Source organism: Terriglobus sp. TAA 43, from assembly GCF_000800015.1.
In the GTDB taxonomy this organism is placed as follows: domain Bacteria; phylum Acidobacteriota; class Terriglobia; order Terriglobales; family Acidobacteriaceae; genus Terriglobus.
Window position 1 is genome coordinate 554,395 of record NZ_JUGR01000001.1, and the last position, 24,758, is coordinate 579,152.

A 24,758-nucleotide genomic window follows, 5' to 3' on the forward strand; every position below is an offset into this window, starting at 1 on the left:
CATGGGTGGCGCTAAAATCGTCTTCCCATTAGGGTTAGAGGCAAAATCGTCTTTCTAAACGACTTAGGGCCACGCTATACGCGGCCCTTTGGTCTCTGTTTCTATTGTAGAGCTTTCGTTGAAATACCATGCCAACTCTATCTGCTTTGCTTTCTTGACGTTGAGACCTCAAGGGGCTTGACAGATTTTAGAGTTGTTGACGCGTGCGTGCTGCGAGCGGAAAGCGGCGGCCTGTGCCGAAGCTCTTGGCTGTCACCTTCAGGACGGGGGCAGCCTGCTGACGCTTGTATTCGCTGCGTTCTACGAGCCTCAACACCTGTTCGACTCGTTCTCGATCTACGCCCTGCGAGGTGACGATCTCGTCTGCCGATTCGTAGCGTTCCACGTATGCCTGAAGGATGGGATCAAGCACCTCGTAAGGCGGCAGCGAGTCGGTGTCTTTCTGGTCGGGACGCAGCTCTGCACTGGGCGGTTTGCTGATGGTGTTTTCGGGGATGACTTCGCGTTCGCGGTTTGCGTAATGGGCAAGCTGGTAGACCTTTGTCTTCCAGACGTCGCCGATGACTGCTAATGCGCCGACCATGTCGCCGTAGAGCGTGCAGTAGCCGACGGACATTTCGCTCTTGTTGCCGGTGGTCAGGACCAGGTGGCCGAACTTGTTGGAGACGCTCATCAGCAGCGTGCCACGGATACGAGCCTGCATGTTCTCTTCTGCGAGGCCGAAGGGGGTTCCTGCAAAGACCGGCTCCAGAGCCTTATCCATTGCATTGAATGTTTCGCGAATCGCGATGATTTCGCACCGGATGCCAAGATTCTTTGCCAACGCGAGCGCGTCATCGACCGAGCCGCTGGAGGAGTATTCGCTGGGCATGCCGATGCCCATGACGTTCTCTTTGCCAACTGCATCGACCGCCAACGCAGCGACGACAGCGGAATCGATACCGCCGCTGAGACCGATGAGCACTTTCGAGAAGCCACACTTACGCACGTAGTCGCGGATGCCCATTGCGAGCGCTTTCCACGCTGCTTCCACACCGTCGAGGACGGGTGCGATGGTGTGCGATGCGGCAGGTGCGGTGTCAAAAAGCAGGAGATCTTCTGCAAAGCTTTTTGCTGCAGCTACGGTTTCACCCTCACTGTCGACCACGAAGGAGGCACCATCAAAGAGAAGGCTGTCGTTGCCACCCACCTGCGCGGCCATGGCTGCCGGAACACTGTGACGCTTTGCGATTGCGCCAATCATGCTGCGGCGTATCTGCTGCTTGCCTTCCCAATAGGGCGAGGCCGAGATGTTCAGCAGCAACGAGGGCTTTCGGCCATTAAGCGTGGAGGTGAGCAGACGTTCCACGGGATCGTTTGCGTAGAGGCGTTCTGCCCAGAAATCCTTGTCGTTCCAGGCATCCTCGCAGATGGTGATCGCGAGTACTTCGCCCTGAAACTCCACCAGCGACTGTGACTCCGCGGGTTGGAAGTAGCGCTGTTCGTCGAAGACGTCGTAGAACGGCAGCAGCATCTTCTGCTGGACGAACTGCACCTTGCCGTCGTAGCAGAGTGCGGCGACGTTGCGAGCGTGCTTGCCGGGATTTGCGGTGGACTCCAGCGCGGTTCCGCAAAGGATGCCAGGCATTCCGGGCTGCAATGTGGCTTGAGCAATTGTTTCCAGCGAGCGCTGGCAGTGGGCGAGGAAGTTTTCGTCTTCCAGCAGATCCTGCGGTGGATAGCCGGGGATAGCAAGCTCCGGGAACACGACCAGATCGGCGCCCAATTCGCCGGCGCGTTTTGCGTAGTCCAGGATGCGAGCGGTGTTGCCCTTGAAATCGCCTACGGTGGGGTTCAACTGCGCGAGTGCAATCTTCACAACACCATTATGGAACGGTGAGCGCAGTTGCTGCGAGTGCCCTTAGCTGCCGGTGCCGCTGATGACCACGCTGATGGTGCGGAGAAGGATCTTCAGATCGAGCCAGAGATTCCAATTCTCCACGTACGCCGTATCAAGCGAGATATAGCTGTCGAACGATGGGTCCTGACGCGCTTCTACCTGCCAGAGGCCTGTGATGCCGGGAAGCACGTCGAGGCGGCGTAGATGGGAGAGGTCGTAACGCTCCACTTCTGCCGCGATGGGCGGGCGGGGTCCGACGAGGCTCATGTCGCCTTTGAGCACGTTGAAGAACTGCGGAATCTCATCCAGTGAATACTTGCGGAGGAAGCGGCCCACGCGGGTGATGCGCGGATCATTGCTCATCTTGAACAGGATGCCGTCGCGCTCGTTCATGTGTTCCAGCTGCGACTTCAGGTGATCGGCATTCTGGACCATGGTGCGGAACTTGTAGCAGTTGAAGGTGCGTCCCTTACGGCCAATGCGACGTGCACGATAGAAGATGGGGCCAGGCGAATCCAACAGAACCGCCAGCGAGATCAGAAACAGTATGGGGCTGAGTACGACAATCGCCAGAAACGACAGGGCAAGGTCGAGCGTGCGCTTGACCATGAACGAGCCGATTGGAAACTCGCGACGATGCAGCGGGATCGTGGGAAACTGGCCCACGTATTCGATGGGTGCGTTCCAGGCGAGGCCATCGTAAAGATCGGGCACTACGCGGACGTCAATACCGAGTTCACGTGCTTCCTGAACGAGGTCAATCACGATCTTCTTGTCGGCAGGGACGGAAAAGAAGATTTCATCGACAAAGAGTGCGCGGGCGATGGCGAGGCAGTTGCTCATGTCGCCAACGTTATCTGCGTCGCCTGATTCGGTCTCGCTCTCGTTGAGGGCGATGAAGCCGCGGAAGCGGAATCCAAGGTGACGGAGCGACTCAAGGTGATTTCGGAGGGCGTGGCCTACTCGGCCGGAGCCGATGATGAGTACGTTTCGGGTATCGACGCCATCGCGGTAGCGGGTGTAGACCATGGAACGCCAGAGAGCCCGGCGTGCGCACAGCATGGTTCCCGTGAGGATGACGGAAAGCATGACCACGATGCGGGAGACTGTTTCGCCGCGGAGAAGATAGATGCTGCCGCAGAGCAGAAGGCCGGCGACCAGGGTGGCCTGGATAGTGAGGCGCTGCTCATTCAGACCACTGCGGTTCTGGATGGGGCCGTAAAGTCCGTAGGATCGGGAGAAAAATGCGAGGCACAGCGCAAACCACGTCATGTACGCGCCGTATTGGCTCCAGAGAAGATGGAAGACACCATTCTGCGTAAGGGTGCCGCTCTCATGCGAGGCATCCAGCCGGAAATGCATGGCGATGAGGCTGCCGATGAGCGCGGTGAGTATGTCCAGCGCGGCCCACGCTGCTCCTGTAATGGATGGCTGCTCCAGCACGCCCGCCGCCATGGACATACCACGTCCTCGAAAGGACGGTGCCTCCGTGGTCATGACACTCCCCTGCGCGTATTCTTGTGCCGGCATTCGCTACCTTTTGGCCGTTGGATGCGGTTCGGGCCATTCAGGGTGGGTTTTATTGCCACCTGATTTGCGGGAAAAAAACCGTGTGACAGAACGGCGAACCGTTCAACTGTTCTTTGTTCTCTATTGCCTTCTTTCTTTTCAGGATATCTCAACCAACCCATTGTTTCGTTCAACCCGCACCATATCTGTCACATGCACCCTTAACGGCTCGCCCTGAAGTCAGTTTGTTGCGTAGCATCCTTTGCGATTGGGGATGCAGCCTTTACACTCCCCGTGATGCCATCCGATAAAACTGCCCAACGGCGCCTGATTGTGAATGCAGACGATTTCGCCCTTACGGAGGGTGTCAACCGTGCCATTGGAGAACTTTCAGAGGCTGGCGCTTTACGATCCTGCACGTTGATGGCAGCAGGCGCCGCCTTTAAAGACGCTGTTCGTACTACTAAGGAGTACAAAAATCTTCGTGTGGGTTGCCACGTGGTGCTGGTAGACGGCAATTGTGTTGCGCCAGCGGAGACGGTACGTGCCCTACTCGACGGAGACCAGGGGCAATTGCGCTCGTCGTTGCCGAAGTTTATTGCTGACCTGCAACGCGGAAAAATACCGGAAGAACAGATTGAAGCGGAGGCGGTGGCCCAGATCCGGCGGTTGCAGGATGCGGGGGTGACCGTCACCCACGTGGACACCCATAAACATACGCACCTCTTCCCACGTGTGGCTCGTCCGTTGATGCGGGCGGCCATGCAATGTGGTGTTTCGGCGATTCGGAACCCGTTTGAGCAGGCGTGGTCTGCGCGGCTGACGCGTGGGCCGCTGCTGCGGAAGCTGGAAGTCACGGCTCTCCGTAACTTCAGCAGCACGTTTGAGAAGCTGTTGCGCGCTTCCGGGCTGAAGACAACAGCGGGGTCGATTGGAGTGTCGGCGACGGGAACTCTTGATGCTGAGAACCTGGCGCGGCTGCTGGAGGGTATGCCCGAGGGAACGTGGGAGCTGGTGTGTCATCCCGGCTACAACGATGCCGCGCTGGCGGCGGTTCGTACGCGGCTCCGTGATCAGCGAGATGCAGAACGGAATGCCCTGCTGGGGTATATTCCTGCAGCTGTCCGCGAAGGGCGCTTTGAGTTGATCGGATATGACGAGATTTAGTTTCGGGCGCTTGTTGTGCTCTGCTGGAGTTCGGTGGTGGCGACTACCGGCATTTCGAGGGTGATGCGCGTGCCCCGGCCGGGGCGGCTTTCCATTTCGAGGATGGCGTCGTTGCCGTAGAGCACTTCCATGCGCTCGCGGACGTTCTTCATGCCGATGCCGTTGCCGGGGCGTCGGAGGCCGCTGACGGGCATGGCGACGTCGCGTTCGGGGGCGATGCCTACGCCGTCGTCTTCTACTTCTAACAGTAGGCGTTCGCCACGGATGCGGCTGCGCAGGGTGACTGTGCCGCCGCTAATGCGCGGTTCGAGGCCGTGCTTGATGCTGTTTTCAATCAATGGCTGGAGCAACATGCTTGGAACTACGAGGTCGAGGGTGTCTGGGGCGATTTCTTTGACGACTCGGAGCTTTTCGCCGAAGCGGACGACTTCGATGGCGAGGTAGTCGTCGGTGAAGGCGAGTTCGTCGCGGAATGGGACGAAGGCTTCGCGCTTCTTGAGCAGGATGCGCAGGATGTTGGCGAGACGCACGATCATCTCGCGTGCGAGTTCGGGTTCGAGGCGGATGAGCGAACCAATGGAGTTGAGGGTGTTGAACAGGAAGTGCGGGTTGATCTGGCGTTGGAGTGCATCGAGGCGCGCTTCGAGCAGGAGGCGGGCCTGTTGTTCCAGCTTGTCTTCAATGCGGATGGCGTTCCAGATCTTCAATGGAATGCCGACGATGACCGGGGCTGCGGCGGCGATGGCGAGTTGCAGGAGCCACAGGTTCGATCGCAGGGCGAAGTAGCGGCGAGGACGGTACATGGCAACTTCGCTGGCGCACAGTTGCAACAGCATGATGATGAGCAGCAACAGGACCTGCCGGTCCAGGTGCGGGCGGCGGAGATTGCGGCGCACCCACTGGTACAGGCTGAGGTCGATCATGGGCGAGAAGGTCCAGATCGCTTCCACGTCGGCGAAACGATAGAAGCCTCCTGCGACGGTTGCGGCGACGAGATTGACCGGAAGCGCGAGGAATTCGTGGTGCAGTAGTGCTGGAAACGACAGGATGACCGCACCGACTGCGGCGACGGAGGGTCCTAGGATGGCGCCGAGCAGGATGGTGGTGGCGAATGAAATGTCTGCTGCGAGGAAGTTCGGGACTACAGTGCGAATCCACACGCCCAGCGTGAGTGGCGTGACGACCAACAACATTAATTGCATGCGGTCGATGGGGGTACGTTCCGTTGCAAGCAGAAGTCTGCGAAAAGCCGTGGAGCGGGCCAGCGAACTGGAAACAGCAGCAGCCACACCAAGCTGAATCAGCAACGAGATGAGGACGAGCTTGGGTTCAAGTGGATTCACGTCTTCAGCTTACCCCGGCGGAGATGGAAAGGCCTGCATCCACATGGAGAGCTCGGCATCTATAGAATCGAGACTATGCAGTACAGCCGGGTTGAAAAAGTCGCAGAAGCCGAACTTCCCACTCGCTGGGGAAGCTTTCGCATCCTTGGCTTTGAGGGGCATCTTGCTCCCGATGTAACGCCGGGGCCCATGGGTAACACCGTGGATGAGGCCGTGGCGCTGATTTATGGCGATGTCAGCACGGGATCGCCGATTGTGCGCGTGCATTCGCAATGCCTGACGGGCGATGTGTTTCATTCGCTGCGCTGCGACTGCCGCCAGCAGTTGGAACTGGCGCTGGATACGATTACGGCGCATGGCTCGGGCATTCTGCTCTATGAAGCGCAGGAAGGCCGCGGTATTGGCCTGATGGCGAAGCTGCGCGCTTACGAGTTGCAGGACGCTGGCCGCGACACGATTCAGGCGAATGTGGAACTCGGTTATCGCGCGGATCATCGTGACTTCACGCTGCCTGCGGAGATTCTGAATCAGCTTGGTATTCGGTCGATCCGGTTGATTACGAATAATCCCGAGAAGGTACAGGCGATGGAGAGCCACGGTATCAAGGTGGCGGAGCGCATCAGCGCTGAAGTGGCGGCGGAGCTGACCAGTCAGAAGTACCTGGAAGTGAAGCGGGACAAGATGGGCCACCTGATCGGCTCACTGCTCTAAGTTCGTTTTCTGTTGGGAGTAAGATGGCCGCACCATGCGCATCTTCTCTGCTTTGCTCCTAGCGGCCCTTGGGCTGCCTGTCTTGCATGCGAAGTCTCAGCAACCCTGCGCCAGTACTGTCGTCGGCCATCTCGACATCGTTCCTTTTCACGACATGACATTCGGACGAAACCGCAACCTACGTGTCTGGTTGCCGCCCGGTTACGACAGTCCGCAAAATGCGAAGAAGAGATACTCCGTCCTGTATATGTTTGACGGTCAGTGGCTGTTCGATAAATGCACTTCTGAATGGAAGTCAGAATGGCAGATCGATGAGACGCTTACTGATCTGATTGGCCGTCAACAGGTGGAACCAATCGTTGTGGTCGGGATCGATAACGCCGGCCCATATCGCTCAGAAGAATACGAGTGGTATGACAATCCGATACCCTCGCAGCGGGATACTATGCCTTCGCTGGGCAGCAAAATCCCGGAATTCATGGACGAGGTTCTGCCATGGATTGAGAGCCGCTACCGCGTTAAGGCGGGCCCGGGACATACCGCGATAGGTGGCTCGTCCTTTGGTGGCCTGGCAGCGCTGCGAACACTTCTTCATCGCCCCGAGGTTTTTGGCCTGGGGCTGCTGGAAAGCACATCGTTGCAGGACGGCAACGGGCTGGCACTTCGAGATGTGTCGGTTATTGTTCGAGGGCCGCGGAAGATTTCGCTTGGTGTGGGGACAGCAGAAGCGAATCAACAGATGCTGGAAAGCATGGGTTTGCCGACCGCGAACGAAGCACTGGTGAAAATGCATGAGACGTTGGCAGACAGTATGCGGCACAGCATGATGGGAAAAACCGAAGTCAAGTTAACAATTGCACCCGGCGGCCAACACACAGAAGCCGCGTGGGCGGCTCGCTTTCCGGATGCAGTTCGTTTTCTCTTCCCACCTGTCCCATGAGTTTGGCGCAAAGAAAAGGCGGCCCGAAGGCCGCCTAATTATTTGCGTTGCACAACCAGAAGTTACTGGCCTGCCTTCGCGGTCATGCTGTTCTGGTCCTGCAGGTTGGAGAGCACGCGGACCTGTACGCGACGGTTCTGCTTACGACCGTCTGCCGTGCGGTTGGAAGCGACTTCCTGGTCCTTACCGATGCCGACCAGGTAGAACTTGTGCGGAGCGATGTCGTACTTGCTCTGCAGGTAGTAAGCCACGGCGTCTGCACGCTTCTGGCTCAGGGTGTAGTTGTAATTCGCATCACCCGTGGAGTCGGTACCACCGGTCAGCTCCAGGATGTAGTGCTTGCTGGACTGAAGGTTGGTTGCCAGCTCGTCGAGCTGCTTCTTGTCCGAGGCTGTCAGCACGGACTTGTCAAAGCCGAAGGTTACGCTGACGTCCTGCATGGACTTGTAGTTGTCGAGGTTCGCAACGACGCCGGTAAGGGTATCGACACGGTTGTACGCATCCTTCGCGTTTGCCTGTGCCTTGTCAGCAGACTGACCGGCAACTGCTGCATGCTGGTCGGCTGCGTCAGCAGCGCCCTGGGCCTTGGCGATGCCAGCCTGTGCGCGCTGATCCGTGTCCACGATGTTGCGGTGGTCGGTGGCGGTACGTGCATCCAGCTCGTTCGTCTGCTGGACGATGGGAGCAGCCTGCGAACGTACGTAGTTCTTGGTGCTGCAACCCGTGGTCAGAAACAGAATCAGGGCAGCCGATCCGGCCGCCACCGTAGCGCGAGTCATCTTGTCTGCTTTCATAGTCATTCCAGCCTTCCTCCGGTTCTTACGTCGGCGCTTCGAGAGAACGCCTGTACGGTCTGGATGAATGCACGCCCCATGCCAAACGATTAAGTACTGCTATTTGTTGCGGATAAACCGTTTTGCAGGAACTTTATGAAAGCCGGATTAAGGTACAAATTCCCTTTCTTTCCGGCAGAATCTTCCTGCGGCATATTCCATCTAAACTGTTGCACAGACGCGAAGATATCTTCGCCTTGCGCGAACCATACATGGATCTCCATCAGAAAATTCGGACGCTGCCCCAGCAACCCGGCGTGTACCTGTACAAGAACGCCGAGGGTGAGGTCATCTATGTTGGCAAGGCGAAGAACCTGCGGAGCCGCGTCAGTAGTTACCTGCTGAAGGCCAACCAGGCGAATGCGAAGACCGGCACGCTGATGCGCGAGGCCGTGGATGTGGACTACATCCAGGTGGCCAACAACCACGAAGCGCTGGCGCTGGAAAACAACCTGATCAAGCAGCGCAAGCCGCGCTACAACATTCTTCTACGGGATGACAAAACGTATCCGTATGTGAAGCTGACCATGGGTGATCGCCATCCGAAGGTTTTTGTTACGCGCAAGCTACGCAAGGATGGCGGCCAGTATTTCGGGCCCTATTTCCCGGGGAATCTGGCGTATCGCATTGTGGATCTGATCCATCGGTCGTTCCTGATTCCGAGTTGCAAGGTGGATCTGAACCGCTACCATCCGCGGCCCTGTTTGGAGTACTACATCAAACGGTGCTCGGGACCGTGCGTGGAGAACCTTGTCACTCCGGAGGCTTACCGGGAAGCTGTTCGCGATGTGCAGTTGTTTCTGGAAGGTAAGGAAGGCGAACTGGAAGGCCGCTTGAAGCAGCGCATGGGCGAGGCTGCGGGGAATGAGCAGTTTGAGCTTGCGGCCAAGATGCGCGATCAACTGATCACGCTGCAGGAGTTGCAGGCGAAGCAACGCATCGCTTCTACCGAGAACGAGGATGCCGACGTGTTTGGCTTTCACTTCGATAAAGAGATGTTGGCCGTGGCGCAGTTTCATATGCGTGAAGGCAAGATCGTGGACAAGCGCGACTTCTTCTGGGAAGACCTGCAGGATGTGAACTTTGAAATGGTTGCGGAGGAAGACGATGTTTCTTCGGCGGACGCGGATGTGACTTCGCAACAGCAGAGCTTTTCGCCTACGTTGTTCTTCTCGGCGTTTCTGAAGCAGCTTTATCTTGATCAGCCTTATGTTCCGCGACAGATTCTTGTGCCGGTAGAGTTTCCGGATCGTGTTGCACTGACCTCTGCATTAAGTGAGCAGAGCAAGCGCAAGGTGGAGATTCTTGCGCCACAGCGTGGTGATAAACGTTCGCTTCTGGATCTTGCTGGCACGAATGCGAAGCAAAGTTACGACCAGCGATTCCGCACGCTGCAGCCTTCGAAGAAAGCGATTGCGGAAGCGTTGCAGGATGCGTTGAATCTGCCAGAAGTGCCTACGCGCATTGAGTGCTTCGACATCTCGCACATTCAAGGCGCGGAGACCGTGGCCAGCATGGTGGTGTGGGAGAACGGCGATATGAAGAAGGCCGACTATCGCAAGTTCAAACTGAAGACCGTGACGGGCGTGGATGACTTTGCGTCGATGCACGAGATTCTGGTGCGCCGCTATTCGAAGCTGCAAGCGAACAATGAACCCTTCCCTTCACTCATTTTGATTGATGGTGGGTTGGGGCAGCTGCATGCTGCGTATGCGGCGCTGGAAAGTATTGGTGTGACGCTGCAGCCGTTGGCTTCCATCGCGAAACGTGAGGAAGTGATTTACGTCTACGGGCAAGAGGATGATCCGGTGGTGCTGGATCGTCGTTCGCCTGTGTTGCATCTGGTGCAGCGTATCCGCGATGAGTCGCATCGGTTTGCGATTAACTATCACCGTAAGCGTCGTGAGATGCGTGATCGTGACAGCGAACTGTTGCAGATTCCAGGTGTGGGGCCGACGACTCGCAAGCGATTGATTGAACACTTCGGAAGCTTGCGCGGCATCAAGGCTGCAGGACCGGATGCTCTTACGGCTGTGGTGAACGCTGCGACAGCGAAGAAGATTCGCGCTTACTTTGATGGTGAGCGTGAGGCTGCTATCGACGGAAACGGCGTTCCGGTGGAAACCGAAACGCCGCCTGAGTTCAGGATTTTGCAGTAGTTAGTTCGCAGTGGACGACTGATAGCCATCCGCGCCGACATCGAAGGTGTTGCAGGCTTTTACCTGACCGGTTTCGAAGCCGCGTTTGAACCATCCCTGACGTTCTGCGCTGGTGCCGTGCGTGAAGCTTTCCGGGCTTACCGTGCCGCGCTGCATCTTCTGGATGTGGTCGTCGCCCACGGCTGCGGCGTTCTGCATGGCTTGATCGATGTCACCGGCATCAAGGATGTGTCGCTGCTGCGTGGAGTGGGCCCAGATGCCGGCGTAGCAATCGGCTTGGAGTTCCAACTCAACCGAGGTCTTCGAGCGAGTCGCCGGATTGCGCATGGCTTGCTGCGCCTTCTGCTCGGTGCCGAGGATGTTCTGCACGTGGTGACCGATCTCGTGGGTGATGACGTAGGCCTGTGCGAACTCGCCGGTGTTGCCACCGAGTTGTTTCAGCTCGTCCCAGAAGCCGAGGTCGATGTAAACGCGCTCATCTTCCGGGCAATAGAAGGGGCCGGTGGCTGACTGTGCGTTGCCGCAGCCGGATTGTGTTCGGTTGCGGAAGAGCACCAGCTTTGCGTGGCGGTAGTTGCGGCCTGTCTGTTCTGGAAGGATGGCTGTCCAGGTTTTTTGCGCGTCGTCGAGCACGAAGGAGACGAGTTGCACGTCGTGATGTTCGGCGGCGCTTTCCTGTACTGGCTGGCCGGGCTCGCTGTGGCGAACTTGTTGTCCGCCACCGCCGCCTGCGGCTGCGCCGAGGCCGGTGAGCAGGCTGCCGATGAAGCCTCGACCAGAGATCAATCCGATGACAACGACGAGGATGAATCCGCCGATGCCAAGCCCGCCTCCACCGAGATTGAATCCGCCCCCGCCGCCACCGGAATCTCCACGACGGTCTTCAATATCGCTGCTGGTGCCTCCGGGCGTCCATTCCATTGCAGTTCCCTCTTGTGTTGATTCGTTGGAGTCATTGGGTTGGATGCGCGATGCGCTTTTCCGAATGCCTCACGGGAAGCATAACGCGGAACCAATCGCTTGCGTTGCACGTATGCTTCCTGCATGACAAGCTCGACGGTTGTCCGTCCTGTGAACGCATCGTTGCGTTCGGCGATTCGTCTCTCATTGTGGTTTGCGCTGGCCAAGCTGTTACTGCACATTGCAGGCACGCTTTGGCAACGGCACATTGGCGTGGGTTATTTCCGCGACGAGTTTTATTACCTGATGTGTGGACGGCACCTGGCGTGGGGCTATGTAGATCACGGGCCCATTGTTGCCGTGCAGGCGCGCATTGCGGAGACGCTCTTTGGGCACTCGATGGTGGGCATCCGGATGTTGTCGGCGCTGGCGGGTGCGGGACGCATTTTTCTTACGGGATTACTTTGCTGGTCGTTGGGCGGCAAACGAAGTGCACAGGCGCTGGCGATGCTTGCATGCATCTGCATGCCGCTCTATCTCGGCGTCGACAGCTACCTGAGCATGAATTCTTTTGAGAGCCTGTTCTGGATGACTTGCCTGCTTGCTGTCATTCTTCTGTTGCGCGATGAAAGCGATGGTGTGGATCGGCGCTGGATATGGTGGAGCGTCTTTGGCTTGTCCGCCGGGATTGGGTTGTTGAACAAGCCGTCGATGGCTTTCTTTCTTTTCTGTCTTGGGATTGCGCTGCTGGTTACGCCGCAGCGTCGCGTGTTGTTTACGCGGCAGGCTTTGTTTGGCATTGTGCTGTTGGCGGTTATTGCTATGCCGAATCTGCTGTGGCAGATGCATAATCACTGGCCCACGCTGGAGTTTCTGCATAACGGTCGAGTGAAGGGCAAGAATGTTCATTTGAATCCTGCGGCTTGGATTCTGAACCAGTTGATGGTTCTTGGGCCCTGGACGGCTTTCGTTTGGATTCCTGGGCTGGTGCATCTGTTGAAGCGTGCGGATCGCCGCTGGCTGGGTTTGACCTGGCTGATCCTGCTGGTGCTAATGATTGCCCTTGGAGCGAAGGATTATTACTTTGCGCCGATCTATCCCATTTTGTTTGCTGCTGGTGGGATTGCCTGGACGAATCGTTTTGCTTCGCGTAAGGCTGTGCAACAGGATCGCGTGGTCGCGTTTCCTGTTGCTTTCGTGACGATGATTGTTTTAACCGCGCTGGTGCTTCCTACTGCGATCTTTGTGTTGCCACCAAACACCTTTGTGGCTTACGTGAAGGCGATGCATATTCCGGTGGGGGATTCGGAAAATACCGGCGGTCATCAGATTCTTCCGCAGTTCTATGCGGATCGCTATGGATGGCAGGAGAATCTGGCGGAGGTTGCACGCATTGTGAATGGCCTCTCGCCGGAGGATCGAGCGAAGGTGGGCATCTTCGGCGGCAATTATGGCGAAGCAGCGTCGCTGGAATGGTTAAGCAGCGTGCAAGGTATCGCGTTGCCGACTGTGATTTCCGAACACAACAACTACTGGCTGTGGGGTACACGTGGGCTCGATGCGGAAGTGATGATCATTGATCGCAAGACCAGCGTGGCGAAGCTGCAGGAGTACTACCAGGACGTGCAGGTGGTGGGGCATGTCGATAATCCGCTGTCTATGTGGTACGAGCAACACGACATCTACCTAGTGCGTCACCGGAAGGTGCCGCTGGCGCCGGACTGGGCTGAGAGCCGTATCTACTACTAAAGAATTTGGTGTGGAGCGCGGTGGATGCTAGGCTCGATTGCACCGCATGAACTCTGATCACGAACTTCCTCGCGTACTTGGCGCACGCCATGCAATGGCCCTGGTGGTGGGCATCATTATTGGCAGCGGCATCTTCCTGGTGCCGCGCGAAATGGTGGCTGCTGTCGGCAAGAGCAGCACGCTTTATGCGGTATGGATCGTGGGCGGTCTGCTGAGTTTGTTTGGCGCGCTGACCTATGCGGAGATCTCCGCGGGGCGTCCTGCTTATGGCGGTGAGTATGCGTTCCTGCGCGAGGCCTATGGCGATCTGGTTGGCTTCCTGCATATGTGGACGTGGTGGACAATTGCGAAGCCTGCTTCGATTGCCACAGTCGTGAGCGGACTCACGCGGACGCTGGCTACGTTTGCGATGTTTTCTTTCTTTGCGAACCCGGCATTCCTTGGCATGAACTGGGGACAGGTTGCGGCGCTGGTCGCGCTTTGGCTTGTGACGGGGCTGGATATTGTTGGCACTCGAAAGGCCGCGGATGTGCAGGCGGCGCTTACTTTGCTGAAGGTCGCAATCATCCTGGTAATTGGTGTGAGTTGCTTTGTCTTCTCCGGGCCTGTGGGGACACTGCATAACTTTGCCACCGTGTTTGGTGGGGCGCGTGGTGGATTCGCTGGCTTTATGGTGGCGTTGATTGCGGCGCTGTGGGCCTACGACGGATGGAGCGATGTAGCGACTCTGGCGGGCGAGGTAAAGAAGCCGCAGCGCGATCTGCCGGTGGCTTACATCGGCGGCATCCTCATCGTGGGTGCGCTGTACATGCTGACGAATGCGGCGATTCAATATGTGTTGCCGGCATCTGCGCTGGCTGCTGCGGATCGGCCTGCGGTGGATGCGATCAGGACGGTGCTGGGTCAGCATGGCATTGCGTGGGGTGCGGCGCTGGTGAGCATTGGTATGGCCATCAGCATTACCGCGACGCTGGTTGGAACTACGCTTTCCGGTGCGCGCATCGGGTTTGCAGCATCGCGCGATGGATTGTTTTTCGCTCGTATTGCGAATGTGCATCCGCGCTATCAAACACCGGCGTTTGCGCTGGTGGTGCAGTCCGCCATTGGGTCGTTGCTGATCTTTGCGATTGGCAAGTTTCAGGCGCTGTTTTCGTTGGCGATCTTTGCGGAGTGGATTACGTACGGGCTTGCGGTGAGTACAGTGTTTGTCTTCCGCAAGCGTGATGCGATTTCAGGTCGTGCTCGTCTGTTCTCGACGCCGGGATATCCGGTGGTGCCGATTCTCTTTATCCTTGCGGCGATTGCGTTGACCGTCTTCCAGCTTGTGGACGATCCGAAGAACACGCTGCTTGGTTGCATTGTCATTCTGCTTGGCATTCCCCTATTCCGTTACTTTGAGCGGAAGAAGAATGCGGCAGCGCTCCCGATACACTAGAAAACATGCGGTCTGTTCTGGCAACGCGGTATGTCCTTGCACTTCGTGAAGGCGGTTCTCTGCCTGCGATTGTGGAAGCTGACGATCTTGGCATGTACGTCACCAAGTTTCGTGGTGCCGGGCAGGGATTGTTCGCTCTGACCGCGGAGATTATCGCTGGCGAAATTGGCCGTGCGCTTGGTTTAAAGGTGCCAGAGATTGTGCTGGTGGAAGTTGATCCCGTGCTTGGTCGAAGCGATCCGGATGCGGAGATTCGTCACCTGCTGAAGGCAAGTGTGGGAACGAATGTGGGTCTGGATTATCTGCCGGGATCTACTGATTTTGTTGCAGCTGCTGGTGACAAGGTTTCTACACAGACAGCTTCCCTTGCCGTTTGGTTTGACAGCTTTGTTCAGAACGTCGACCGCACACCACGCAATCCGAATTTGTTGATGTGGCATCGCGAACTGTACCTGATCGACCATGGCGCGGCGATGTATTTCCATCATCATTGGGAGACGATGCCGGGCAAGGCGCGTTCGCCGTTTCCGCAGATTGATCAGCATGTGCTGCTGCCGTTTGCCAGCGAGATTGCCGCGGCTGGTGCGATTGCTCGTGAGCGGCTGAATGAAACTGTTCTAAGCGACATTCTTGCGCTGGTGCCAGATGATTTTCTTGGCAGCGATGTAGAAGGTATTCGCGAAGCGTATCTTCGCTTCTTTGTGGAACGACTGGAACACGCAGACATCTTCGAACAGGAGGCCATCCGTGCACGCGAACGTCAGCTTTGATTACGCCGTGCTGCGCGTGGTGCCACGCGTGGAGCGCGAAGAGTTTGTGAATGCGGGCGTGATCCTGTACAGCCAGGAGTTGCGCTATCTTGCGTGCTGCATCGGACTGGATTCCGAGCGCCTGCGCGCTTTGGCTCCTGACGTGGATACAGAAGCGATCGAGCAACACCTGAAGGCGTTCTCACAGGTCTGTTCAGGGAATCCGGATGGTGGACCGATGGCGAAGCTGTCGCAGCGCGAGCGCTTTCACTGGTTGACTGCACCTCGAAGCACCATGCTGCAGACGTCCAGTATTCGTACCGGCATTTGTTCTCGTGACGGTCTGTCACATGAGGATTTGGATCAACGTCTATTCGAAATCGCATCGACCGTATTGGTCAGAGACGTTTGCTCGCAGCGCTCGATCGTTCGTGCGTCAACAGAAAAGCCCACGTCCTAAAAACAAGACGTGGGCTTGATGAAGCGATGTTGGCTTAACTCCAGGTACGGTTTGCGACGACGCGCTCGTAGATTTTTGTGTACTCCTCTGCTGGCTTGTCCCAGGAGAAGTCTTCTTCCATGCCGCGCTTCATGATCTCTTCCCACTGTTCCTTGTTCTGGAAGGTGGCAAGTGCGCGACGAATGGCATCGAGGAAGTCCAACGGGTTGTAACCGTGGAACTTGAATCCGTTGCCTTTGCCGTCGTGTTCTTCGTATACGGTGTCTTCCAATCCACCAGTGGATCGCACGACGGGGACTGTGCCGTAGCGCAGCGAATACATCTGATTCAGGCCGCTGGGTTCGTACCGCGATGGCATGAGGAAGATATCGCTGCCTGCCTCTACCTTGTGCGCCATCGTGTTGTCATAACGGACCTGAACACGCACCTTGTCTGGATAACGGAGAGCGAGTTCGCCGAGCAGGCGTTCGTAATACTCCTCGCCTGTGCCGAGTGCGAGAAGGACGATGTCGTCCTGCACGAGATCGTTGATGATGGCCGCCAGCAGATCGAAGCCCTTCTGCGTAGCGAAACGCGAGACGATGCCGAGTACCGCGGTCTGATCTTCGACGCCATCGATGCCAAAGGCGTGTAACAGATCGCGGCGGCACTCTTTCTTGCCCTTTAGGTTATCTGCCGAGTAGTGAGCGGCGATGTGTTTGTCCTGTGTCGGGTCCCACTCTTCGTAATCCACACCGTTCAGAATGCCGAAGAGGTCCGCGCTGCGGCGGCGGAAGATCGAATCAAGACCGTTGCCAAATTCGCTGGTCTGAATCTCTTCCGCGTAGCGGCGGCTTACCGTTGTCAGCGCATCCGCGTAAACCAATCCGCCTTTGAGGAGATTGACGCTGTCGTACATCTCCAGCTTGTCCATGGTGAACATGTCCCACGGCAGCAAGAGGCGCGGCATAATGTCCGACGGGAACCAGCCCTGATAGCCGGCGTTGTGAACGGTAAAGACGCATGGCACGCGGCGCAGAGCGGGATCGAAGAAATAGATGGACCGCAGAAAGATGGGGATGAGCGCGGCCTGCCAATCATGTGCGTGGAAGACGTCGGGCACGCCGAGAATCTTGCTTGCTTCGATCACCGCACGGCTGAAGAGCCCGAAACGCTCCCAGTTGTCGGGATAGTCGCCGCTGGGCGTGGCGTAGAAATTTTCGCGGTCAAACATCTCCGGGCAATCGATGAAGTAAATCTGCACGCCTTCATGCACGCCACCGTCCAGCACGCTGGCGTAGCGCTGGTAGTAGGTGTACGGCATGGTGAGGCTGGAGATGACTACGGGAAGATCCGGCAGTTTTTTCGCCACCTGCCGGTAATACGGCACGAAGGTGGTGACACGATGTCCCATACGTACCAGCACGGGCGGTAACGCGCCCACCACGTCTGCAAGGCCGCCGGTCTTGGCCCAGGGTACACACTCCGATGCTGCAAATACGATGTGCATCTACACTCCTGTTTCCATGCTCCACGTTACTCTAACGAGAGGAGCACGCACACCGTATCAGATGCAGCCACGCAAACCAAAGCTCGGACAAAACTTTCTGGTGGACGACAACGCGCGGCATCGCATTGCGGATGCGTTGGGTGATGTGTCCTCGCGCACGGTCATTGAGATTGGCCCCGGGCATGGCGCGATTACGACGATTCTTGCCGAACGAGCGAAAAAGCTGACCTGCATTGAGCTGGACAGGTCGCTGGTACCGGAGCTTCGTTTCAAGTTTCGCAATCATCCGAATGTGGAGATTATCGAAGCGGACATCCTGGAGACGGACATCACGGCGCTTGTTCCTGAGGGTGAAAAGGCGTTGGTCATTGGCAATCTGCCGTACTACATCACCAGCGACATTCTGCTGCATTTGTGCGCGCATGAAGCTTCGATGGAACTGGCCGTGGTGATGATGCAGCGTGAAGTGGCAGAGCGTGTGGCGGCGGAGCCGGGCAATCGTGACTTTGGGCTGTTGTCCGCTACGGTGCAGATGTATGCGGACGTGGCCAATGTGTTCACGCTGCCGCCGGAGGCGTTTGATCCTCCGCCGGATGTGTACTCCACGGTGTTGCGGATGCGCTTTGCGCCGCGGTTTGCGGAGCTTGGCATTACAGATGCTAAGGGATTTGATCGTTTTTTGAAGCTTTGCTTTCAGCAGAAGCGCAAGACGCTGAACAACAATCTGCGTGCTGCGGGATATACCTCAGAGCAGATTGCACAAGCATGTAATGCTGCGGGGATTGAGCCGTCTGCAAGGGCCGAGGCGTTGCCGCTCGATCGCTTTGCGGCGCTTTATCGCGCCATGTAACTTACTTCGCGGATTCCTGGCTGGCCAGTGTCAACAGGCTTTGTGCGTTGGCTCTTACGCGATCCATCAGCGCTTCATCTTCAACCAGTCGTTGCAGCGTGGGCTGGATGGCGACGACTTCTACAGCGCGATGCTCTTTTACATCGGCTACGAAGCGGTGCATGACTGCATCCAGACCGAGACGGTCGTAGCGATGCAGACGGTCTAGCTCCACACCGGTCTGGATCGTGTTGGCGAGGGCCATGAGATAGTCGGTGGACTGGCCGAGCGCCTTGTTGTCGGTGTAATTGAAGCTGCAATGGGCTTCGGAGGCGCCGCTGGGCCAATAGGTGACGTCCTTCTGTCCCATGTTCGCAATGCCCTTGCTCCTGGTTTCGCAGGGTTGCAAATTGTTCGATTGGCCAAGTAGCCAGCCGAGCTTTTCGCGGCCTGTTGCTGACATGTGGAAGCTGATAAGGCCGGGGTCGATTCCCTTCGTCGGTTTGCCGGTGTAGTGGGCATCCCCCTGCTCGGGGATGATGATCTTCCAATGCGGCACGGTCAGGCCTTCGCGGTCATACGTCATGGTGACGCTGTAGGTCGACTGTGCGTGCAACGGCAAGGCAAGCAGCAATGTGGCAAGGAACAATTGCTTCATCGGACTCCGACGCCTATCTGTGTCTGAGCAGTATGAACGTGGCAAATGGCAATGGCCAGAGCGTCGGCAGCGTCGGCGGGTTCTGGCGCTTTCTCCAGGTCGAGTAGACGAGCCACCATGAACTGGACCTGCTCCTTCGCGGCAAGGCCGTAGCCCACGACTGCTGATTTGATGGACAAAGGTGCGTATTCGCTGACGGAAAGGCCGCAGGATGCCGCTGCCAGCATGGCCACACCGCGTACGTGGCCCAGTTTCAATGCACTTTTGGCATTTGCGGCGAAAAAGACATCTTCAATTGCCACGCAATCGGGCTGATAAGCCGCCAGCAGGCCTGTTAACTCGACGTATACCTGTTGAAGGCGCAGCGGTGTGCGCTCCTTCTTATTCAGCCGGATAGCCCCGGCGGCAACGGGCACGAGACGGCGTTCGCGCGGTGTTTCCTCTACCTGGACGACGCCCCATCCGGTGTATTCCGTCCCGCAATCGATGCCGAAAACCCGCATGGTGACGAGTGTATCGTTTGCAGGCTGCGAACGGCGACGGGAGGTGGCCGAGTCGATAACCGCATATGAAAAGCCGTGATATTTCATGTACCAGCGCCCTGACAGAACTCTTACACACGGGAGGGTGTCCTTCGCGATAGGGTCAATGGTGTAGAGCGGAACCAGAAACCTTCCGCCGGAAAGCAGAGCAGAATGTCACCAGTTGTTGACCAGGTTGAGCAGAATACATCTACAGCAACACCCGCCGACCAGCCCGCGCGCCATGTTGCGGCCGCCGTTGCACAGCGCGAAAAGGTGAAGCAGGACCTGCGCATGGGACGTGAGCACCAGCAGGGACGCATCAACTGGATTACGACCATTGCGTTCAGCATCTTCCACGTGCTGGGTTTTGCTGCCCTGTTCTTCTGGTCGTGGAAGTATGTGATCTGCGCCGCCGTCATGTATTTCCTGGCGATCAATGTGGGCATCGGTATGACGTACCACCGCCTGCTGACCCACCGCGGATACCGCGTTCCCCGCTGGCTTGAGATTGCCCTGACCACCTGCGGCACCCTGGCGCTGGAAGGCGGACCGATTTTCTGGGTGGCCACGCACCGCGTTCATCATCAACACAGCGACCACGACGGCGATCCGCATACGCCGAACGATGGCACCTTCTGGGCTCACATTGGCTGGATCATCACCGGTCGTGCCCTGCACAGCGAAACCGCCCTGCTGGGCCGCTACGCTCCTGACCTTACCCGCGACCCCGCGCAGCGCTGGCTGAGCAAGTACCACTGGCTCCCCTTGACCATCGCTGGCTTCATTCAGATGGGCATTGGCTACTGGATGGGTGGCATTCACGACGCTCTGGGCATGGTTCTGTGGGGCACGTTCCTGCGCGTCTGCATCGGCGTTCACGCCACCTGGCTGGTGAACTCTGCGACGCATATGTTCGGCGGTCGCCGCTTTGAGACTAAGGACGACTCCCGCAATAGCTGGTGGGTTGCCCTTCTGACCGGTGGCGAAGGCTGGCACAACAACCACCATGCGCATCCGGTGAGCGTTCGTCACGGCCTGGTCTGGTACGAGTTCGACCCCAACTACTACGGCATCTGGCTCCTGGAGAAGGTCGGTCTGGCGAAGAAGGTCCAGGTTGCCAAGTGGGACCCGAAGAACCCGAAACCGGCTGGCGCGTAAGCTTCCAACCTAAGAGACACCGAAGGGCACAAAGTTCACAAGCTTTGTGCCCTTTCCCTTTGCCCAAGTGTAAGTGCCACAATAGACAAGCGATGAATATCACCCGCAGACGCGGCACCATTGCCTTCTTCATTACGTTGGGCATCTGCCTGGTGGGGCTGGCGGCTGCCCTGAATGTCGGCTGGATCATCCTCAACGTGACGGAGCGACGCGTTGCGCTGATGGTCATCGGCATTCTTTTCTTTGCCGTCATCATCGCTGGCCTTGTTCTGAACACGATTTTTCTGGTGCGCGAAATCCGACGCAATGAGCGTCAGGACAGTTTTCTAAATGCCGTGACACATGAATTGAAGACACCGATTGCCTCCATCCGGCTTTATCTGGACACGCTGCAGCGGCGTCCTCTGGAGGAAGCGCAGCGGCAGGAGTTTTATAGCCGCATACGTGAGGACAACGACCGTCTGCTGGCCACGGTAGAGCAGATTCTTCGCGCGGGTGAGGCTGGCGCCAAAGGCTTGAAACGTAATCTGAAGGCTCGATTACCAGTAGACCTGAGAGCGCTGGCGCAATCCTGCCTTGAGGAGACGGTCAGACGGCATCATCTTTCGGACGATGCCGTGCAGTTTGAGGATCGTGCCGTGGGGAAACAGATTCAGGTGCTGGGCGATGCGGATGCGCTGCGTACCGCCATCCTGAACATCCTCGACAACGCTGTGAAGTACTCCCCCAATGGCGTTCACATTACAGCGGATCTGAACATGCCGCGCTTCAATACGGCGACGTTGCGTATCACCGATCAGGGCGTCGGCATTGCGGCTGCGCACATTGGGCGTATTTTTCATCGCTTCTATCGCGTGGGTGGTGTGTCGCTCTCCAAGGTGAAAGGGACGGGGCTGGGCTTGTTTATTGTTCGTTCCATTGCACGGCAGCATGGCGGCGATGCTACGGCACAGAGCCATGGTGAAGGTCGCGGTGTGACGATTACGCTTCAGCTTCCCTTGATCACAACCGCTGGCCTGAAGTCCGCGCCTGCAACGGAGGAAACGACTGCATGAGTGAATCTCCGCTGATTGCACTGGTGGAGGACGAAGAGCATCTGGCCGAAGCCCTGCTCTTTAACCTGAAAATCGAGGGCTTTCGTACGCATCACGAAGCCGACGGCGAAGCGGCTCTGAACTGGCTGATGCACACGCCGGAACGTCCCGCAGTAGTGTTGCTGGATGTCATGTTGCCCGGCATCGACGGTTTTGAAATTGCCCGGCAACTGCGCGCGGCCAACAACTATGTCCCTATCCTGATGCTGACAGCACGCGACCGCCCGGAAGATGTTCTGGAAGGCTTTTCGGCTGGCGCAGACGACTATCTGAACAAGCCGTTTGACCTGTCAATTCTGCTAGCGCGGCTGAACAGTCTGTTGCGGCGCATGCAGTGGCAGGAGAAACCCTCTCCTGCTGTAGCTACCGAAGTCGAAGCAGAGGCTGTACGAAATATCTACGAATTTGAAGGCAAGGTCATCGACTTTGACACCCTGGAAATCCGCGTCGGGGAAAAAGTCACACGCCTCACGCTGATGGAGGCCGACCTGCTGCGCTATCTGCTGGGACGTGAGGGGCGGGTGGTTTCGCGCAAGGAGATTCTGGAAGAGGTCTGGCGCGTCCGCGAGGACACTGATACCCGCGCCATTGACAACTTCATTGTCCGCTTACGTCGCTATCTGGAAGACGACCCTGTGAAGCCGAAGCACCTGCTGACCGTGCGCGGCATTGGCTACCGCTTTGTCGTGGGCGACGGGGCGGCCCAATAAACTGGATATCGAAGATTTTGCGAAGCCTGGGCGACGTCTAGAGCGTCAAATTACTAAACTGGTACGGATGCAAGAGGCGGCGCTGACATTGTGCGGATTTTAACGAAATACATTCTGCGCGAAGTGCTGTCGCATGCCCTGCTGGGTGGTGTGCTTTTCACGTTTGTGCTGTTCATGCGCGACCTGGGGCACATTCTTGAGTTGCTGGTACGCGGTTCGGCGTCGCTGCAGGCCGTGGCTGATGTTTTCTTCTATACGCTGCCGACTACGCTCATCCTGACTATCCCCATGACTGTGCTCGTCGGCATCCTGCTAGGGCTGTCGCGCCTTTCTGCGGACAGCGAGATCACTGCGATGCGCGCCGCGGGTGTGGGTGTTCTGCACTTTGTGGGGATTGTTTCTATCGCGGCCGGCTTCGGCCTTGCGCTTGGCTTGTTCAATTCTCTTTATGTGGCGCCGCGCTCCGCGGCAGCCCTGCTGCGACTGGAAGACAGTCTGAAAACACAGCAGGCGGGTTTTGAAGTGCAGCCACGTGTCTTCTACGAAGACTTCAAGAACTACGTCCTCTATGTTCAAAACACTCGTCCTGGTCAGGGCGCGTCGCTTTGGCAACATGTATTTCTTGCAGACCTGACAAACCCGGCCACGCCTCGCGTTACCACTGCGGAAGACGCGGTTGTACTGCCCGCTCCCGGCAATGAGTTGCGTCTGCACTTTCGTGACGGCACCAAGCACGAGACCTCGCCAAAAGATCCGAATCAGTACGACATCTCCACCTTTACCGAGACGGATACGCCCATCCAGATTGGCTCGCAGGAAGACCTGAAGCTGGGTCATGCGGATACGCCGCTGGTTGCCATGTCGGCCACGGAACTATGGCAGCGTCGGCACGAGGAACAGGGCCGCACCTACATGATCGAGTGGAACAAGCGCCTCTCGTATCCGGTGGCGTGCATTGTTCTCATGCTGGTTGGTGTGCCGCTTGGTTTGTCGTCACGACGTGGCGGCAAGAGTACCGGCTTCGTGCTGACGGTGGCTCTGGTTTTCGTCTATTACTTCTTTTCTTCCATCGGCGTCGCCATGGCGAAGCAAGGAAAAATTGCACCTGTCGTTGGTGTATGGGCCGCGAATGTAGTCTTCGCCGCGGTTGGCATTGTTTTGCTGCGACAGATGTCGCGCGGTGAAACTGGTTTGGTTGCCACCATGGCACGTGGTCTGGCACCTGTGGGTGTCTGGATCGAACGCCGTCTGCCGAAGCGCATGCGCAGCGCACACGCTACACCTGCGCAGGAGAGCGGCGAACATCGTGCCGCTACGACCGTGCATCGGCCCACACGGCAAAATCGTTTCCCGCTGATCTTTGACGACTACATGATGCGGCAGTTCCTCACCACGTTCGGGCTGGTGCTGGCGTCGTTCATCATGCTCTCGCTGATCTTCAGCTTCTTTGAACTGATTGGGGATATCTTCCGCAATCGCACACCGCTGATCACCGTGGGCGATTACCTGCTGAACCTGATTCCCTACATGCTCTACAACCTGACACCGCTGTGCGCTCTGCTGGCTGTCCTGATTACGGTTGGTGCGCTGAGCCGCTCCAGTGAACTCACCGCGATGAAAGCAAGCGGCGTCAGTCTGTATCGCCTCATTATTCCGTTGCTGGCGCTCGCTGCCATCCTGGCTGTGTCGCTCTTTACGTTTGATGAACTCTATCTTCCGCAGGCGAACCGCCGACAGGAAGCGTTGCGTTCCGTTATCAAAGGCAAGCCTGCGCAGACCTTCCTTCGGCCCGATCGCAAATGGATCAGCGGTCAACAGGATTCGGTAGGCGAACCGACGCGCATTTTTTATTACCAGTTCTTCGATCCGGACAAAGACGTCTTCGCCAACCTGACAGTCTTTGAGTTTGAACCGAACAGCTTTCATCTCAGTCGCCGCATCTTTGCCGGTGCCGCGCATTGGGATACGCATGCACAGCGATGGGTACTGGAAAACGGATGGGAAAGAAACTTCCGTGGCGACAGTGTCGCTTCTTACGAACCATTTGAGGTGGCGTCGTTCCCTGAAATTCGCGAGCAGCCCGTGTACTTCAAGAAGGAAAGCCGCCAGTCGCAGGAGATGAGCTTCGGCGAATTGAATAACTACATCCACGATCTGCAACAGAGCGGCTTTGACACCATGCGTCTGCGTGTTCAGTTGAATCGCAAACTTGCCTATCCGCTTATCACGCTTGTGATGGCGATCTTCGCTGTGCCATTCGCGCTCACCATGGGCAAACGCGGTTCACTTGCCGGTTTTGCTACGGCCATAGGCATGGCCATTGCGTATATGGTCGTCTCGTCGATCTTTGAAGCTATGGGCAACGTGAATGCGTTACCGCCTGTGATTGCTGCGTGGTCGCCTGACCTGCTCTTCGGCATGGCCGGCGGATACCTGCTGCTAAAGGCACAGACGTAAAATGG

General features: G+C 57.4%; 21 protein-coding genes. 13 read left to right on the top strand and 8 right to left on the bottom strand.

Annotated elements, in window-relative coordinates:
• Positions 1-187 precede the first annotated feature (187 nt).
• The gene (locus M504_RS02240) at positions 188-1,858 is read right to left on the bottom strand and encodes an NAD+ synthase (RefSeq protein ID WP_047487456.1); all 1,671 of its coding nucleotides are present in this window, start codon (positions 1,856-1,858) and stop codon (positions 188-190) included.
• A gap of 42 nt (positions 1,859-1,900) precedes the next feature.
• Positions 1,901-3,409 (bottom strand): sugar transferase, encoded by a 1,509-nt coding sequence (locus M504_RS02245; RefSeq protein WP_047487459.1) that lies wholly within the window; start codon positions 3,407-3,409, stop codon positions 1,901-1,903.
• 276 nt (positions 3,410-3,685) lie between these two features.
• On the opposite strand from M504_RS02245, the gene M504_RS02250 reads away from it, so the two are divergent.
• Positions 3,686-4,555 (top strand): ChbG/HpnK family deacetylase, encoded by an 870-nt coding sequence (locus M504_RS02250; protein WP_047487462.1) that lies wholly within the window; start codon positions 3,686-3,688, stop codon positions 4,553-4,555.
• Here the strand turns inward: M504_RS02250 and M504_RS02255 are convergent.
• On the bottom strand, positions 4,552-5,898 hold the full coding sequence (locus M504_RS02255) for a sensor histidine kinase (protein ID WP_047487466.1): 1,347 nt from the start codon (positions 5,896-5,898) through the stop codon (positions 4,552-4,554). The two genes, M504_RS02250 and M504_RS02255, sit on opposite strands and share 4 nt — an antisense overlap.
• A gap of 75 nt (positions 5,899-5,973) precedes the next feature.
• On the opposite strand from M504_RS02255, the gene ribA reads away from it, so the two are divergent.
• Entirely contained in the window at positions 5,974-6,609 is a 636-nt protein-coding gene (ribA, locus tag M504_RS02260) for a GTP cyclohydrolase II (protein ID WP_047487468.1), read from the top strand.
• Positions 6,610-6,643: 34 nt separating this feature from the next.
• On the top strand, positions 6,644-7,549 hold the full coding sequence (locus M504_RS21035) for an alpha/beta hydrolase (protein WP_052200243.1): 906 nt from the start codon (positions 6,644-6,646) through the stop codon (positions 7,547-7,549).
• A gap of 62 nt (positions 7,550-7,611) precedes the next feature.
• On the opposite strand, the gene M504_RS02270 is transcribed toward M504_RS21035, so the two are convergent.
• Positions 7,612-8,349: an OmpA family protein gene (locus tag M504_RS02270; protein WP_047487470.1), complete on the bottom strand. Its 738-nt coding sequence runs from the start codon at positions 8,347-8,349 to the stop codon at positions 7,612-7,614.
• Between the two features lie 245 nt (positions 8,350-8,594).
• Between M504_RS02270 and uvrC the strand changes: the two genes are divergently transcribed.
• Positions 8,595-10,541, top strand: coding sequence for an excinuclease ABC subunit UvrC (uvrC, locus tag M504_RS02275; RefSeq protein ID WP_047487473.1), 1,947 nt, complete (start codon positions 8,595-8,597; stop codon positions 10,539-10,541).
• Here the strand turns inward: uvrC and M504_RS02280 are convergent, their stop codons facing one another.
• Positions 10,542-11,462 carry a neutral zinc metallopeptidase gene (locus M504_RS02280; RefSeq protein WP_047487476.1) on the bottom strand — a complete coding sequence of 307 codons (921 nt, stop codon included), beginning with the start codon at positions 11,460-11,462 and terminating at the stop codon, positions 10,542-10,544.
• A gap of 123 nt (positions 11,463-11,585) precedes the next feature.
• Here M504_RS02280 and M504_RS02285 point away from each other — a divergent pair, with 123 nt between their 5' ends.
• Genes M504_RS02285 through M504_RS02300 form a run of 4 tightly spaced genes read left to right on the top strand, consistent with a single transcriptional unit; the run spans position 11,586 to position 15,834 of the window.
• On the top strand, positions 11,586-13,190 hold the full coding sequence (locus M504_RS02285; protein ID WP_047487478.1) for a glycosyltransferase family 39 protein: 1,605 nt from the start codon (positions 11,586-11,588) through the stop codon (positions 13,188-13,190).
• Positions 13,191-13,236: 46 nt separating this feature from the next.
• Entirely contained in the window at positions 13,237-14,625 is a 1,389-nt protein-coding gene (locus M504_RS02290) for an APC family permease (protein ID WP_047487481.1), read from the top strand.
• Between the two features lie 5 nt (positions 14,626-14,630).
• The gene (locus M504_RS02295) at positions 14,631-15,395 is read left to right on the top strand and encodes a HipA family kinase (RefSeq protein WP_047487484.1); all 765 of its coding nucleotides are present in this window, start codon (positions 14,631-14,633) and stop codon (positions 15,393-15,395) included.
• Entirely contained in the window at positions 15,373-15,834 is a 462-nt protein-coding gene (locus M504_RS02300) for a DUF3037 domain-containing protein (RefSeq protein ID WP_084214035.1), read from the top strand. The genes M504_RS02295 and M504_RS02300 overlap by 23 nt, the downstream gene beginning before the upstream one ends.
• A gap of 34 nt (positions 15,835-15,868) precedes the next feature.
• Here the strand turns inward: M504_RS02300 and glgA are convergent, their stop codons facing one another.
• Positions 15,869-17,323 (bottom strand): glycogen synthase GlgA, encoded by a 1,455-nt coding sequence (gene glgA, locus M504_RS02305; protein WP_047487488.1) that lies wholly within the window; start codon positions 17,321-17,323, stop codon positions 15,869-15,871.
• A gap of 61 nt (positions 17,324-17,384) precedes the next feature.
• Here glgA and rsmA point away from each other — a divergent pair, with 61 nt between their 5' ends.
• Complete coding sequence (gene rsmA, locus M504_RS02310) at positions 17,385-18,173, top strand: 16S rRNA (adenine(1518)-N(6)/adenine(1519)-N(6))-dimethyltransferase RsmA (protein WP_047493146.1); 789 nt, start codon at positions 17,385-17,387, stop codon at positions 18,171-18,173.
• Between the two features lies 1 nt (position 18,174).
• Here the strand turns inward: rsmA and M504_RS02315 are convergent, their stop codons facing one another.
• Together M504_RS02315 and ruvC are read right to left on the bottom strand one after the other, a co-directional pair.
• The gene (locus M504_RS02315) at positions 18,175-18,810 is read right to left on the bottom strand and encodes a hypothetical protein (protein ID WP_047487490.1); all 636 of its coding nucleotides are present in this window, start codon (positions 18,808-18,810) and stop codon (positions 18,175-18,177) included.
• Positions 18,807-19,313, bottom strand: coding sequence for a crossover junction endodeoxyribonuclease RuvC (gene ruvC, locus M504_RS02320; RefSeq protein WP_047487493.1), 507 nt, complete (start codon positions 19,311-19,313; stop codon positions 18,807-18,809). The genes M504_RS02315 and ruvC overlap by 4 nt, the downstream gene beginning before the upstream one ends.
• A gap of 192 nt (positions 19,314-19,505) precedes the next feature.
• On the opposite strand from ruvC, the gene M504_RS02325 reads away from it, so the two are divergent.
• From M504_RS02325 to M504_RS02340, 4 genes are all read left to right on the top strand, one after another.
• Complete coding sequence (locus tag M504_RS02325; RefSeq protein ID WP_047487496.1) at positions 19,506-20,492, top strand: fatty acid desaturase; 987 nt, start codon at positions 19,506-19,508, stop codon at positions 20,490-20,492.
• 92 nt (positions 20,493-20,584) lie between these two features.
• Positions 20,585-21,547 (top strand): sensor histidine kinase KdpD, encoded by a 963-nt coding sequence (locus M504_RS02330; protein ID WP_047487499.1) that lies wholly within the window; start codon positions 20,585-20,587, stop codon positions 21,545-21,547.
• A complete protein-coding gene (locus M504_RS02335) occupies positions 21,544-22,296 on the top strand; it encodes a response regulator transcription factor (RefSeq protein ID WP_047487502.1) in 753 nt (250 codons plus the stop codon). Before M504_RS02330 ends, M504_RS02335 begins: the two co-directional genes overlap by 4 nt.
• A gap of 90 nt (positions 22,297-22,386) precedes the next feature.
• Positions 22,387-24,753, top strand: coding sequence for an LptF/LptG family permease (locus M504_RS02340; protein WP_047487505.1), 2,367 nt, complete (start codon positions 22,387-22,389; stop codon positions 24,751-24,753).
• The last annotated feature ends 5 nt before the right edge of the window (positions 24,754-24,758 follow it).